The organism is Corynebacterium sp. MSK006, from assembly GCF_030232385.1.
Taxonomy (GTDB): Bacteria; Actinomycetota; Actinomycetes; order Mycobacteriales; family Mycobacteriaceae; genus Corynebacterium; species Corynebacterium frankenforstense_A.
In genome coordinates, this window is sequence record NZ_JASPJZ010000011.1 from 17,235 (window position 1) to 31,838 (window position 14,604).

General features: G+C 72.0%; 11 protein-coding genes. 2 read left to right on the forward strand and 9 right to left on the reverse strand.

Translation table 11 applies throughout. From position 1 onward, the window contains the following. The first annotated feature begins 12 nt into the window (after nt 1-12). On the forward strand, nt 13-2,643 hold the full coding sequence (pepN, locus tag QQA02_RS07560; RefSeq protein ID WP_284863943.1) for an aminopeptidase N: 2,631 nt from the start codon (nt 13-15) through the stop codon (nt 2,641-2,643). Nucleotides 2,644-3,084: 441 nt separating this feature from the next. Next, nucleotides 3,085-4,035, forward strand: coding sequence for a hypothetical protein (locus tag QQA02_RS07565; protein ID WP_284773596.1), 951 nt, complete (start codon nt 3,085-3,087; stop codon nt 4,033-4,035). A 34-nt stretch (nt 4,036-4,069) separates the two neighbouring features. Here the strand turns inward: QQA02_RS07565 and QQA02_RS07570 are convergent, their stop codons facing one another. From QQA02_RS07570 to QQA02_RS07610, 9 genes are all read right to left on the reverse strand, one after another. Further along, a complete protein-coding gene (locus QQA02_RS07570) occupies nt 4,070-4,837 on the reverse strand; it encodes a YwaF family protein (RefSeq protein WP_284773597.1) in 768 nt (255 codons plus the stop codon). Between the two features lie 413 nt (nt 4,838-5,250). Then, nucleotides 5,251-5,499, reverse strand: coding sequence for a GntR family transcriptional regulator (locus QQA02_RS07575; RefSeq protein ID WP_336620399.1), 249 nt, complete (start codon nt 5,497-5,499; stop codon nt 5,251-5,253). Between the two features lie 129 nt (nt 5,500-5,628). Then, a complete protein-coding gene (gene crtI, locus QQA02_RS07580; RefSeq protein WP_284773598.1) occupies nt 5,629-7,179 on the reverse strand; it encodes a phytoene desaturase family protein in 1,551 nt (516 codons plus the stop codon). 3 nt (nt 7,180-7,182) lie between these two features. Next, on the reverse strand, nt 7,183-8,061 hold the full coding sequence (locus QQA02_RS07585) for a phytoene/squalene synthase family protein (protein ID WP_284773599.1): 879 nt from the start codon (nt 8,059-8,061) through the stop codon (nt 7,183-7,185). A gap of 85 nt (nt 8,062-8,146) precedes the next feature. After that, nucleotides 8,147-9,436, reverse strand: coding sequence for an alkylhydroperoxidase domain protein (locus QQA02_RS07590; protein ID WP_284863945.1), 1,290 nt, complete (start codon nt 9,434-9,436; stop codon nt 8,147-8,149). Continuing rightward, nucleotides 9,426-11,093, reverse strand: coding sequence for a dipeptide ABC transporter ATP-binding protein (locus tag QQA02_RS07595; protein ID WP_284775620.1), 1,668 nt, complete (start codon nt 11,091-11,093; stop codon nt 9,426-9,428). Before QQA02_RS07595 ends, QQA02_RS07590 begins: the two co-directional genes overlap by 11 nt. Continuing rightward, the gene (locus QQA02_RS07600) at nt 11,093-11,992 is read right to left on the reverse strand and encodes an ABC transporter permease (protein ID WP_502870984.1); all 900 of its coding nucleotides are present in this window, start codon (nt 11,990-11,992) and stop codon (nt 11,093-11,095) included. Before QQA02_RS07600 ends, QQA02_RS07595 begins: the two co-directional genes overlap by 1 nt. 1 nt (nt 11,993) lies before the next feature. Beyond that, nucleotides 11,994-12,932, reverse strand: a complete 939-nt coding sequence (locus QQA02_RS07605; RefSeq protein WP_284775622.1) for an ABC transporter permease — start codon at nt 12,930-12,932, stop codon at nt 11,994-11,996. After that, complete coding sequence (locus tag QQA02_RS07610) at nt 12,929-14,569, reverse strand: TIGR04028 family ABC transporter substrate-binding protein (protein ID WP_284775625.1); 1,641 nt, start codon at nt 14,567-14,569, stop codon at nt 12,929-12,931. Before QQA02_RS07610 ends, QQA02_RS07605 begins: the two co-directional genes overlap by 4 nt. Nucleotides 14,570-14,604: the final 35 nt, after the last annotated feature.

A 14,604-nucleotide genomic window follows, 5' to 3' on the forward strand; every position in this document is an offset into this window, starting at 1 on the left:
ACCGTGTATGCCATGACCTCCACCAACCTCACCCGCGCCGAGGCCGAGTCCCGCGCGCGGATGCTCACCGTCAACCACTACGACGTCGATCTGGACCTGCGCCGCGCCGCCGAGGGCGACGCGGAGTTCGGCTCGACGACGACCGTGCGCTTCACCGTCGACGAGCCCGGCGACACGTTCATCGACCTGCGCGCCGCCCGCGTCGACGAGGTGCTACTCGACGCCGCGGAGATCACCGCCGAGGCGGTCTCCTTCCGCGACGGCGCCTACGACGAGGAGAAGGGCCTGGCCCTGACGGGACTGAGCGCCGGCGAGCACACCCTGAAGGTCACCGCGCGCTGCCTCTACTCGCGCACCGGCGAGGGCCTGCACCGCTTCACCGACCCGGCCGACGGGCAGACCTACCTCTACACCCAGTTCGAGACCGCCGACGCGAAGCGGATGATGGCCTGCTTCGACCAGCCCGACCTCAAGGCCACCTGGGACTTCACCATCTCCACCCCGCTGGGCTGGACCGTGATCGCCAACGCGAAGCAGGTCACCGAGGCCCGCGAGGACACCGGCGTGGCCGTGCACCGCTCGAAGGTGGACTACCCGCTGTCGAGCTACCTGATCGCCGTGTGCGCGGGCCCCTACGTCGCGGTCACCGACGAGTGGCGCGGACACCTGACCCACCACCCGGAGACCCCGGAGGGCCAGCCGGGCGAGGACACCGAGCTGGTGGTGCCGCTGGGCATCTACGCGCGCGCCTCGATCGCCGCGCACGTCGACGCGGACAAGCTCTTCCGCGAGACGAAGCAGGGCTTCGACTACTACCACCGCAACTTCGGCTACGCCTACCCCTACGGCAAGTACGACCAGGTCTTCGTCCCCGAATTCAACGCCGGCGCGATGGAGAACGCCGGGTGTGTGACCATCCGCGACGAGTACGTGTTCACCTCGAAGTCCACCCACTACCGCTACGAGCGCCGCGCGGACACGATCCTGCACGAGCTGGCGCACATGTGGTTCGGCGACCTGGTGACCATGCGCTGGTGGAACGACCTGTGGCTCAACGAGTCCTTCGCCACCTGGTCCTCGGCGATGTCGCAGTCGGAGGAGACGGAGTACGACACCGCGTGGGTGACCTTCGCGGCCGTCGAGAAGGCCTGGGCCTACCAGCAGGACCAGCTGCCGACCACGCACCCGATCTCCACGGACGCCTCGGACATCGAGACCGTCGACCAGAACTTCGACGGCATCACCTACGCCAAGGGCGCCAGCGTGCTCAAGCAGCTGCAGGCCTACGTGGGTCGCGAGAACTTCTTCGCGGGCGTGCGTCGTCATTTCGCCGCCCACCAGTGGGACAACGCAACCTTTGAGGATCTCCTCGACTCGCTGGAGAAGGCCTCCGGGCGCGACCTGTCCGACTGGGCCGGCCAGTGGCTCAAGACCACCGGCATCTCCCGCCTGGCCCCCGAGTTCGAGACGGACGACGGCACCTACTCCGCCTTCGCGGTGGTCCAGTCCGGCGAGACGCTGCGCACCCACCGCATCGCCGTGGGCCTCTACGACCTGGGTGCGGACGGCAAGGTCACCCGCCGCAGCCGCGTCGAGGTCGACGTCACCGGCGAGCGCACCGAGGTGGCCGAGCTGGTCGGTGAGAAGGCCGCGGACCTGGTGCTGGTCAACGACGACGATCTGACCTACTGCCTGATGGGCCTCGACGAGGCCTCGCGTGCCTTCGTCGTCGAGCACATCGGCGACATCGAGTCGCCGATGGCGCGCACCCTGTGCTGGTCGGCCGCCTGGGAGGAGACCCGCGCCGGCGAGATGCCGGCCCGCGAGTTCGCCCGCCTGGTCACCTCGGCCGTCGGCGCCGAGACGCAGCTGTCGGTGGTCGAGCGCGTGCTCGCGCAGGCCACCACGGCCGTGCACCGCTACGCCGACCCCGCCTGGGCCGAGGCCGAGGGCCGCGACCTGCTGTGCGACGCCCTCATCGCCGGCGCGCGCGGCGAGGACCCTGACGCCGCGCTCATCTTCGCCCAGGAGCTGACCCGGGCGCCGCTCTCCGACGCCGCGGTGGCCTACCTGCTCAAGCTTGTGGCAGCCGAGCCGGGTGCCACCGTCGGCGCCCTGACCGTTGACGCGGACCTGCGCTGGCTGGCGCTGACCGCGCTGATCGCGCACAGCCGGTACGAGGACGCCGAGTCCGCCGAGGCCGCGATCTCCGAGCTGGCCGCGGCGGACCGCTCCGCCTCGGGCACGATGTCCGCGGTGCGCGCCCGCGCCGCCATCCCCACGGCCGAGGCCAAGCGCACCGCCTGGGACGCCGCCGTCTCCGGTGAGCTGTCCAACCTGGGCATCCGGCACACCACCGAGGGGCTTACCTGGGCCGACCCCGGTGAGCTGCTGCAGCAGTTCAACGAGGAGTACTTCCGGATCGCGCCGCGCATCTGGAACGAGTTCTCCCCCGAGATGGCCCAGCGCACCCTCCTCGAGCTCTACCCGCGCTGGGATGTCACCGAGGAGCACCTGGGCCGCGCCGACGCGCTGCTGGCCGAGACCTCGGGCGGCCTGCACCGCCTGCTGGCGGAGAACCGCGACCGCATGGTGCGCACGCTGCGCCTGCGCAAGGTGGACGCCGAGGCCGCCGGGGAGTAACCGGCGGAGGTCCGCGGGGGCGGGGCTCGGGGCCCGCTCCCCGGTCGCGGGGTCGGCCGGGGAGGCTGAACGGCCCCGCTCAGGCGCGCTCCCCGGCCACCGCTGTCTTCTCCCGTCGCCTACCTAGCAAGGCCCCGTATAGCAAGCGCTCTGCTGAACCCAGCAAGGCCGCTCCTTGCTATACGGGGCCTTGCTGGATTCGCGGCTGCTCGGGGTGGCCGCGACCCAGTCGATCCGCCAGATCCACCGCAGTGAAGCCGCGGTGGACCAGCCTCGGACCGCATCCGTTCAACTGCCAAACTCTCAACCCTAGCGTCCCCACCGACTCCTCACCCGGCTTCTTCCACAGGTAGGGGTCACCGCATATCCTCGCGGCCCGGTCATCCACAGCGCTCTCCCCGTACCCGACGGGCTCCCTGCCTGCCTGCCAGAGTCCCAGGTATGAAACCACACCTGACGACTACCAAAGGAATGATCGACCTCCGCCGGCAACGAGCCTCGGACTCTGAGCTGCGGGCGGCACTCAGGGACGGATCTCTTATCCGCCTCCGCCCCGAGATCGCGGTGGACGCCGAGCACTACCGTTCATCGCCTCGCTGGACCAGGAACGCGCTCGACGCGACTGCACTCGGGCTGACTCTCGACCGCGCCGCCCTGTGCGGAAACTCCGCGGCCGTCTTCTGGGGCATCCCGGTGCTCGATCTCCGGTTCGCCCACGAGATCACGTACGGCAAGCGGCATCCGCCGAGCACGACACATCGCCGAGGCAGAAACCTCATCGTCCGGCAGGCGCACCTCGAGGACCACGAGGTCGTGGTGGTCAAAGGCGTCCGACTCACCACGGTCGGACGCACCCTGCGGGACATCGCCCGCTACCACGGGGCCATAGCCGGTGTCGTGGCCATGGACTTCGTGCTCAACGACCCCAGCTGGTCGCGCCGGCGACTCAACGAAGCGGTGCTCACCTCAGCCCGGTACCCGAACAAGTCGATCGTGCACCGCGCGGTGGACCTCGCCCGTGAAGGCGCAGGTTCGCCGGCCGAATCCCGGCTGCGGGCGATCATCGTCGAGTCGGGTCTGGTCGCCCCCGAGGAGATAGAGCTGCAGTCTAAGGTCATGACCGCGATGGGTCCGCGTTACCTTGACCTGCGCCTTCAAGGTGTCCTCGGGGTCGAGTACGACGGCGACGACAAGTACCACGGCGCGTACGGCATTCCGACCGCCCGGGCGATCCACGACGAACTCCGACGGGAGAAGGACATCCGGAACACGGGCGTCCCCCTGGTCCGCATCTGTAAGGAGCACCTCGCAGCACGCTCCGACGGAAGCTACCCGGCCATCGACGTCATCCGCGACGCCCTCGGGCGGCTCCCCGGAAACCGGGCGGCATAGAGCTGGACGATCGGCGACAAAACAACGGCGCCGCTCAGGCGCGCCGCATGAGACCGCGGCGGCTGAGCCCGCCGGCCGGGCGCCGCTCCCAGATCCAGGTCATGCCGGCCCACGCGACCGCGACGAGCAGAAACTCGACGCCGATGTAGTAGGGCCACGGACCGAAGATGTCGATGATGGAACGGCCCCGCGGCTTGCGCGCGAGGAAGCCGTAGTTGCCGCCGGTGCGCACGTTGGCGGCCCCGGCGACGGCCATCCAGACCACGCTGAACGCCATGGTGAAGCGGTAGCCGGACCAGGTGGGCCGGAAGCCGTAGCCGAAGGTGAGCACGGCGGGGATGATCAGGGCGGCCCAGTGGAAGAGCCAGTAGGCGCTCTCCTGGATGCGCCGGTCCATCACCCACGCGGCGTCGGGGGTCAGCAGCGCCATCGGGTTGAGCAGGAAGCCCCAGTAGTAGGTGATCGCGGTCAGGTGCTCCTGGCCGGTGCCCAGGGCGACCGGAGCGATCAGGCGCAGCCAGTCGGAGACGTGGAAGGGTGCCAGCTCGTCGGCGACGAAGTTCTCGCGACGCAGGATCACGGCCAGGTAGGTCACGCTGAGCACCCCGAGCACCAGCGCGGTGAGCTGCCGGGCGATCTTGTTCGCCTTCATCCCCCGGGTGCGCTTCGCGGCGACGACGAGCACGCCGGCCAGGCTGATCCCGACGACCATCACGCACAGGTGCCGGCGGTCGAACTGCTCGATGACCGGGTACGTCTCGCCGGTACGGCGGGACGTCCAGGTGCGGGTGGCGTTCGACATAAGCCGGATTTTAGCAATGAGTGGTCTTCCCCACCTCGGGACCCGGCCATTCGACTCCCCGGCGGTCACGCTGCGACCTGTCCCCCGGCGGTCACACTGCGACCTGCGGGACCGCGTTCCGCCCGACGAAGGCCCCGCTGCGCCAGGTGCGACGGCGCTCCCCCGAGAAAGCTATGTTCGACCCAGCAAGGCCCTACCCAGCAAGCAGAGGCCTTGCTGGGTCAAAAAGAGCCCTTGCTATGCGGGGCCTTGCTGGGTGCGGAGGGGACGCTGCGGACGGCGAGGAAAAACTGCAGGTGAGGTGGCGAGACTCCAAGCGGAAACTGCAGGCGCGGTCGCGAGGCCCCGAGGGGACATCGCAGGTGGGAGGCGAGGGTGCTGTCGCAGGTGAAGGGCCGAGGCTGCCGCCGGGGCTAGGGCTCCCGCCGCAGGGCGACGAAGGTGCCGCCGGTGCGGCCACGGCGCCGGTCGATCAGCCCCTCGTTCTCCAGGATCTCGAGAGCGTGGCGCACAGTCATGCGCGCGACGCCGAACTGCTCGACCATGGCGCGCTCGTGCGGCAGCCGCTCGCCCGGGGCGTACTGACCGGACTCGATCCAGGACCTCACCTCGTCTGCGATGCACAGGTAGGCGGGCTGTTTTCGGGGTCTAGCCGGGCTCATAATTTGATACTAACAGAGAATCAGTATGGCCTGATTTATCTCGTGCGCACCACAGTTGACACCGCCCACGAGCGCCCGGCGCGGCGCCCCACCCCCGGGGCGCACGCCCACCCCGGGCGCCCCGGCCCCCTACTCCGGGCGACCGCCGAAGCCCCGCTCCCCGCGCTCGCGCATGCGGGTCAGCACATTCTCCGCGGAGATCAGGCACATCGGAACCCCGACGCCGGGCAGCGTGGTCGCGCCCGCGTAGTAGAGCTCGTCGAGCTTGTCCGAGACGTTCCTCCCCCGCAGGAACGCCGACTGCCCCAACGTGTGGGCCAGGCCCAGCGCCGAGCCGCGCCACGCATGGTACCGCCCGGCGAAGTCGGCCGGCCCGATCGTGCGGCGCACCACCACCCGTCCGGCCAGGTCACCCACGCCGAGGCGGGCGCCGAGCCGGGCCACTGCGGCGTCGGCAATCGCACGCACCGTGGGCGACTCGGCCGCACCGTAGGCGTCGCCGTGGCCGATCGCCGGGTCGGCCGGGGTGGGCACCAGCATGAAGAGGTTCTCGCAGCCGGCCGGGGCGAGCGTCGGGTCGGAGGCGCTGGCCCGGCAGACGTACATCGAGCGCGCCGCCGGCAGGTCGCGGCGCCCGTCGGGCCCGGAGAAGACGGCGTCGAAGTCCGCGCGCCAGTCAGCGTCGAAGAAGAGGGTGTGGTGCAGCAGGCCCGGAAGCTCGCCGCGCACGCCGAGTAGCACGAGCACCACGCCGGGGCCCGGGTCGCGCCGTGCCCACCTGCGCTCCGGGTAGCTGCGCTTTCCGCGCGGGAGCAGGGAGTTCTCCGTGTGGTGCAGGTCAGCGCAGCTGATCACGGCGTCGGCGGCGATCCGCGAGCCGTCGGCCAGGCGCACCCCGTCGGCGCGCCCGGCGGTCGAGGTGATCGCGGTGACCTCGCAGCCGGTGCGGATCCGCACGCCCCGAGCCTCGGCGACGCGCACCATCGCCCGGCCCAGCGCCGCGAATCCGCCGCGCGGGTAGACGACCCCGGCGGTGAGGTCCGCGTGGCTCATCAGGTGGTACAGCGAGGGGATGCGCTCGGGGCGGGAGGCCAGGAAGACCGCCGGGTACTCGAGGACCTGGCGCAGCAGCGGGTCGCGCGTGACGCGCGCGGCCTTGCTGGCCAGCGGTTCGGTCAGCAGCCGGGCCAGCTCCGGCAGGCGGCGCAGCACCTCGGCGTCCACCAGGTCGGCGGGCCGGGCGAAGGTGGTGTAGAGGAACTTCTCCTCGGCGATCCGGTAGATCTCGGCCGCCTGGTCGAGGTAGGCGCGCAGCCGGGCCCCGGAGCCGGGGTCGACGGAATCGAAGAGCTCGACGGCATGGCCGGTGCGCACGTCCAGGCTGCGCCCGTTCGAGGAGTAGACGCGGTAGGCCGGGTCGAGGCGCTCGAGGCCGTACTCGGCGTCCGGGCTGGTGCCGAAGTGGGCGAAGAAGCGCTCGAAGACCTCGGGCATGAGGTACCAGCTCGGGCCGGTCTCGAAGCGGAAGCCGTCGACGGAGAGCTCGCCCATGCGCCCGCCGGGGGCGTCGGTGCGCTCGCAGACGGTGACCCGCCAGCCCTCCCTGCCCAGCAGGGCGGCGGTGGCCAGCCCCGCCACGCCCGCACCGATGACCACCGCATGGGGTGCCGTCTGCGTCATGGTTCAGCTCCTTTTCGTCAGGGTGCGCGCGAGCACGCGCGCCTTGACCGGGCCGGGCACGCGGATGCGCCCGCCGGTGACCTCGTCCCAGGTCGCCGCGTCCAGCCGGTCGGTCAGCTCGCCGTAGAGCCCGATCGCCGCGCTGACAGCCAGGCGGGCGCGCGCGGGCAGCTCGGGAAGGCTCGCGCGTGCGGCGTCGAGGTCGGCGCGGATCTCGGCGACGAACTCGCTTTTCGACGCCCCGTCGGTCACCCAGGGCACGTAGTCGCGCCCGAGTGCGTGGCGGTCGTGGCGCAGGTCGCGCAGGAAGTTGACCTTCTGGAAGGCCGCGCCGAGCCGCCGCGCCCCGGCGAGGGTCTCCTGCGCGCGCGGGCCGGTCGGCGGGCCGGCGAGGAAGACGTGCACGCACATCTCGCCGACCACCTCGGCCGAGCCGTGGATGTAGCGGGCCAGCCCGGCGCGCGTGTAGGTCGCCGGGGCGCCGGCCGCGCCAGGCTCCCCCGCCGCGCCGGGCAGGTCGGCGCGCATGGCGGCGAAGAAGGCGGTGAGCTGCTCGCCGGTGAAGCGGCAGCGCCGGGCGGTCGCGGCGAAGGCGTGCAGCACCGGGTCAGTGTGGAAGGGTTTGTCGGCCGCGGTGCGCACGGCGGCCTCGTAGGCGTCGAGGGTGGCCGCGGCGTCGAAGCCGGCGAGCCCCGCGGCGGAGTCGACGATCTCGTCGGCGATGCGCACCACCGCGTAGAGGGCGCGGATGTCGGCGCGCTGGCGGGCGGGCAGCAGGCGGGTGGCGGCCCCGAAGCTCGTCGAGTAGCACGCGAGCACGGCCGCGGCGGCGCGTCGCGCCATCGCCGCGTAGCCCGCGCGCTCCCGGTCCACTTCAGTCATGGCTGCCAGGTTAGCGGGCGGGCACCCGTGCTCCGCAGCTCAGATGACCCTCACCCGGCGCGCGGGGCGGCTCCGATCCCGTGCCTCAGGGGAAGCGGCGGGGCACCTCGGGCTCGCCGAGGCCGAGCATGAGCCGGTTGGCCCAGTTGAAGAAGGCCACCGCGTTGATCACGTCGAGCACCGAGGCCCGGTTCAGGCCGGCGGACTCGAGGGCGCGCACGTGCGAGGCGTCGAAGCGGGCGGGCGTGGCCGAGAGCGCCACCGCCGCGTCGCGCACGGCGTTCCAGGTCGCGGAGCCGGCCTCGGCGCCGGGGCCCTCGTCGAGCAGGCGCTCGACGTCGTCCTCGCGTCCGGTGGACTCGGCGAGCGTGCGCCCGGCGTGCACGGAAGCGCAGTAGACGCAGCCGTTGAAGCGGCTGGTCACGGCGGCGGCGAACTCGCGCTCGGCGCGGCCGAGCCCGCCGTCGGTGTTGTAGAAGATGTCCAGGTCGGTCAGGGTGCGCGCCCGCAGCGCCTCGGGGTCGCGGGCGAGCAGCCGGAAGTAGGGCTGCTTGGCGCGCTCGGGCTTGATCAGCGAGTCGATCTGGACCTCGGTCAGCTTCCGCTCGGCGACCGGCTCGAGCCAGGCGCGCCAGCCGAGTGCGTGCGAGACGAACCGCTTGGGCGCGTGGATGTCCGGGTAGGTGGTCAGAGGCAGGTCGTCGCTGCCTTCGACGTCGCTTTCCGACGCCGCGCCTGCCGCGGCGTCCGTGTCCCGGGTGACGGCGCAGGCGCCGTCACCGTCACCTTCGGCGCCGCCGAGGACCCACAGCCCGCGGACGACGCGCAGCTGGAAGGCGAGGAAGGCGATGAGCTGGGCGAGGCTGACCGTCTCGTCGGTGGTCCAGCCGGCCTTCGCCAGCGGCTCCCAGATCCCCGGGCGGGAGTCGCGCGGGTGGAAGACCAACAGGTGGGCCAGCCCGAAGGCCGCGGCGAGGCGCCCGCCGACCTTCGCGGCGGCGGCCTCCTCGTCGAACCAGGGGCCGGGCGCGGACTCGCCGGCCAGCCCGGTCTCCCGGTAGACGCCGTAGGGGCCGGTACCTGCGGCGGCGCGGGCGAGCTTGGCCACCATGCCGGCGTGGATCTCGTCGGTCTCGTCGGAGAGCAGCTCCAGGTAGAAGATCACGGCGCGCTGCTGGTCGTGGAGCAGGGCGGTGAAGGCGGCCACGGCGTAGCGCTCGGCCTGGGTGAAGGTGCCCGGCTTTTCGGGCTCGAGCAGCGCGGCGAAGGCGCGCTGCGCGTTCTCGCGCGCCTGGGCGCGCCCGGCGCGCAGGTCGGTGACCGACGGGACGTCGGCAAGCACGTCAATGATGTCGGCGGAAAGTTCAGAGCCCAAGGTTCAGTCCTCCTGTGCGGTAGCGCGACCCGGGGATCGCGTCGATGAGTTCGCGGGTGTAGTCCGTCTGCGGGTGGGTGAAGACCTCCTCGGTGCGGCCGGACTCGACCTGGCGGCCGCCGGCCATCACCGAGACGGTGTCCGATATCTGGCGTACCACGGCCAGGTCGTGCGAAATGAACACGTAGGTCAGGTCGAGTTCCTGCTGCAGGCGGTCGAGCAGGCGCAGGATCTGGGCCTGCACGGAGACGTCGAGGGCGCTGACGGCCTCGTCGAAGACGACGACGTCCGGCTCGACGACGAGCGCACGCGCGATGGCCACGCGCTGCAGCTGCCCGCCGGAGAGCTCCGCGGGCAGGCGCCCGGCCAGCGCCGGGTCGAGGGCCACGCGCTCGAGCGCGGCGGCGACGACCTTCTCGGAGGCGTCGCGGCCGTAGTTTCGCAGCGGCTCGGCGACGATGGAGCCGATGCGCTGGCGCGGGTCCAGCGAGGAGTACGGGTTCTGGTAGACCAGCTGGACCTTCTTCCGCAGCTTCCGGCGGCCGCGCTCGTCGAGGCCGCCGACGTCGATCCCGTCGAGGTCGACGGTGCCGCGGGTGGGGGTACGGAAGCCGGCGACGGCGCGGCCGGTGGTGGTCTTGCCGGAGCCGGACTCGCCGACGATGGCGTGGGTGTGGCCGCGGGCGACGCTGAAGGAGACGTCGTCGACGGCGGTGACCCCGTCGAAGTCCTGGCCCAGCCCGTCGACGGTGAGCACCGTCTCGGCCTGCGGGTCCGGGGTGTGGGTGCGGAAGGCCTCGGCGGTGTGCAGCGAGGGTGCGTCGCGCAGCAGGCGGCGCGAGTACCCGTCGCGCGGGTCGGTCAGCACGGTGGCGGCCAGGCCGGACTCGCGGACCTCGCCGTGCTGCATGACGACCACGCGGTCGGCGCGGTCGCCGGCCACCGCGAGGTCGTGGGTGATCAGCAGAACGCCGAGGCCGAGCTCGCGGCGCATCTCGTCGAGCAGGTCGAGGATAGTCTTCTGCACGGTGACGTCGAGGGCACTGGTCGGCTCGTCGGCGACGAGCAGGCGCGGCTCGAGGGCCACGGCGGCGGCGATGAGCGCGCGCTGCTTCATGCCGCCGGACAGCTCGTGGGGGTACTGGTCGAAGCGGCGGGCCGGGTCGTCGATGCCGACGCGCTCGAGCAGCTCGAGGGCCTTCTTCTTCCGTGTGGCGCGGGTGCCGCGGCGGTGGATGGCCAGGCCCTCGGCCACGGAGGCGCCGATGGTCTGCACGGGGCTCAGCGAGTTCTGCGGGTCCTGGGGCACCAGGCCGACGGTGGTGCCGCGGAACTTGCGCCACTGGCGTTCCTTCAGCCCGGTGACCTCGCGGCCGGCGATGCGGACGCTGCCGGTGTCCAGGGTGGCGGAGTCCGGCAGGAGCCCCATCACGGCGGCGGCGGTGGTGGACTTGCCGGAGCCGGACTCGCCGACGATGGCGGTGATCTCGCCGGGGTGGACCTCGAGGTCGACGCCGCGCACGGCGTGCACGGGCCCGCGGGTGCCGGCGTAGCTGACGGCGAGGTCGCGGACCTCGAGCAGCGGGGTGTCCGCGGCCGGGGCGGGCGTTCCCGGGGCGGGGGTTCCGGTGGTTCCGGTGGTTCCTGTTCCGGTCATCAGAGCACCTTCCTCAGCGCGCGGGAGAGCTGGTTGGCGGCCAGGACGACGGCGACGATGGCCAGTCCGGGCATCAGGGTCAGCCACCAGGAGGTGGCGATGTAGTCGCGAGCCTCGGCGATGATCAGGCCCCACTCCGGGGTGGGCGGCGGGGCGCCGTAGCCGAGGAAGCCGAGGGTGGCCAGCTGCAGGATCGCCGAGCCGAACTGCACGGCGGCCAGCGCGACGACCGGGGCCAGCGAGTTGGGCAGCACGTGGCGCACGAGCACCTGGGTGCGGGTGCCGCCGGAGCCGAATGCGGCCTCGACGTAGTCGGTGGCGGCGACCTTGAGCACCTGGGAGCGCGCCAGGCGGGCGAAGGTGGCCACCGAGGAGACACCGACGGCGATGGCGGAGTTGACGGTGCCGAAGCCCCGGATGATGATCACCGAGAGGCTGACCAGGAGCGACGGCACGGACAGCAGCACGTCGACGCCGCGCATGAGCACCGCGTCGACCCAGCCGCCGCGGGTGCCGGCCAGCAGGCCGACAAGCGTGCCGACGACCAGGCCGAGCGCCACGGCGATCACCGCGCCGGACAGCGAGTGGCGCGCGCCGAAGACGATGCGCGAGTAGAGGTCGCGGCCCACGGCGTCAGTGCCCAGCCAGTTCTCGGCCGAGGGCGGCGCGAGCGGGGTGGCGGTGCCGGAGACCGGGTCGTCGGTGGCCAGCAGCGCCGGGAAGAGCGCGGCGACGACGGCGACGGCCAGCACGATCAGTGCGGCGATCGTGGCCGGGCGGCGCCAGACGCTTGCCGACGCCGAGCGGGTGCGCCGGGCGGTTGCGTCCCGGTCGGCGGTTGCGCCGCCGCCTGCGGCGTCGGCGTGGCGGGTGCGTTTGGTGAGGTTCAGGTGCGTCACGTCAGTTCGCCTTCCTGCGCAGGCGGGGGTCGAGGACCGGGTAGGCCAGGTCCACGAGGAGGTTGATGGTCACGTAGGCGGCCGCGGAGATGACCACGACGGCCAGGAGGACGGGGGTGTCACGGTAGGCGACGGCGTCGACGGTCATCCGGCCCAGGCCGTGGCGGCCGAAGACGGCCTCGGTGACCACGGCGCCGCCGACGAGCTCGCCGAAGACGAGGCCGGCCATCGTCACCGCGGGCAGCAGGGCCGCGCGCATGACGGTGCGCCAGAACAGCCAGGACGGCGAGGCGCCGCGGGCGCGGGTGGCCTGGACGAAGGGCTCGGCGCGGACCTCGTCGACCGCGCGCACGAGCACCTGGGCCAGCGGGGCGGCCACGGGGACGGCCAGGGTGACCGCCGGCAGGATGAGATCCTGCACGCTGCTGGCGCCGATGACGGGCACCCAGCCGAGCTGGAAGGAGATGACCTGGATGAGGATGATGCCGATCCAGAAGCTCGGGAAGGAGACCATCAGCGCCGGCAGCGCGCGCACCGCACCGGTGAGCCACTCGGCGCGCTCGATGGCGGCGAGTGCCGCGATGACCAGGGCGATGACCACGGCAAGCACGAAGGCGGCCGCGGCCAGGGCCAGGGTGCCGGGCAGGGCCTCGGCGATCATGCCGGCCACCGAGGATCCGGTCTGCACCGAGTAGCCGAAGTTGCCGGTGAGGAAGCCGCCGAGCGAGCGCAGGTACTGCACGATCAGGGGGTCGTCGGCGCCGAGCTCGTCGCGGATGGCCTCGATCTCCTGCAGCGACAGGCCGAGCTCGGGGCCGGCGTAGCGGGCGAGCACGCCGTCGGAGGGCAGCGCCGAGAGCAGGAAGAAGGCGACGGTGAAGGTGATGAAGAGCACGAGCACGGCCTGGCCGATGCGGCGTGCGATGTAGCGGGCGGTCACTTGTCTGCCTCCCGGGCCTCGGTGTCGAGGGTGACGGTGTAGAAGCTGGGGCGCCCGATGGACTCTGGCTGGAAGCCCTTGACCCAGGGCTGGACGCCGTAGACGACGGGCTCCTCGAACAGCGGCAGCACGTAGGCGTTCTCGGTGACCCAGTCCTGCGCTTCGCCGGCCAGGCGCTCGCGGTCGGCGGCGTCCGGGTCGGAGGCGACGGCGTCGAGCAGCTCCTCGAGGTGCTCGTCGCCTACGCTGCCGTCGGCGGAGTCGCCGTTGAGCATCTGGTTGCGGGTCTCGGAGTGGTAGAGCGAGCGGATGACGTCATAGTCGGCGCGGCCGACCATGGTGTGCGCGATCTGGATCTTGTCCTGGTCGAGCAGGTCGGCCTTCTGGGTGGCGTTGTCGCCGGGGTTGAGGTTGATCTTGATTCCGACGCGGCGCAGCTGCTCCTGCAGCTTGGTGACCACCTCGCGCGAGCGCGGCTGGGCGATCGCCTCGTTGACCGTCAGCTCCATGCGCCTCCCGTCCTTGACCAGGATGCCGTCCTCGCCCGGCGTCCAGCCGGCCTCGGCGAAGAGCTCGCGTGAGCGCTCCGGGTCGAAGGCGTAGGCCTCGTCGGGCTGGGCCTTGTGGCCGAGCGCGGTGCGCGCCATCGGGGCGTCGGCCATCGGGTAGGACGCGGAGAAGAGCGTGCGCATGATCTCCTCGCGGTCGATGCCGGCGATGATCGCCTGGCGCACCCGCCTGTCCTGCAGCAGCGGGTGGCGGAAGCGGAAGGCCAGCTGGTTGTTCATCCCGTTGGTGCCGTGGGAGACGATGCCGATGCCGCGGTCCTCGAGGTGTCGCTCCTCGGGGGCGGCGACCTCGCGGACCAGGTCGGCCTGGCCGGCGGTCAGCGCGCCGACGCGCACGGACTCCTCGCCGGCGAGCACGTAGCGGACCTCGTCGAGCCCGGCGCGCCCCTGGTGCTCGAGCGCCGGCGGGGCCCAGTCGTAGTCCTCGCGGGCGGTGAGCACGAGCTCGGTGCCGAGCTGCTCGGCGGTGATCACGAAGGGCCCGGAGCCGGAGACGCCGGTCGCCGAGCCGGGCGAGAAGCCCTCGTTGCCCTTGTCCAGGGTGGCGTCCGAGAGCAGCCCGGCGTTGAAGGAGCTGGTCGCCTGGGCGAAGCCGGGGGCGGGCGCGTCGAAGTGGAAGCGCACGCGGTCCTCGGCGAGCACCTCGCCGTGGGAGTAGTTGGAGATCTGCTCGGAGCTGGTCAGCGAGCGCGTCTTGTCGCCGAGGGCGTAGAGGTCGAAGTTCTTGACCACGTTCTCGGCGGTCAGCGGCGAGCCGTCGGAGTAGGTCACGTCCGTGCGGATGGTGAAGGTGTACTCGGTGGCGTCGGCGTTGACCTCGGGCAACTCGGTGGCGATCCACGGGGAGAGCTCGAGGGTCTCCGGGTCCTGGTAGAGCAGCCGGTCGGTGATGTTGTTGACCACCGCGCCGTTGGCGTAGTAGCCGGCGGCCGGCGGGTAGAGGGTGTTGAAGAACTGCGGCTCGAGGTAGGTCAGGGAGTTCTCCGCCGCGCCGGCCGGCCCCGCCGGGCGCGCGCAGGCGCTCAGGGCGGTGACGGCGACCAGGACGGCGGCCACGGCGGCGCGCACAGGGCGCCGCCTCCTGCGGGTCGGGCGGGGTGTAT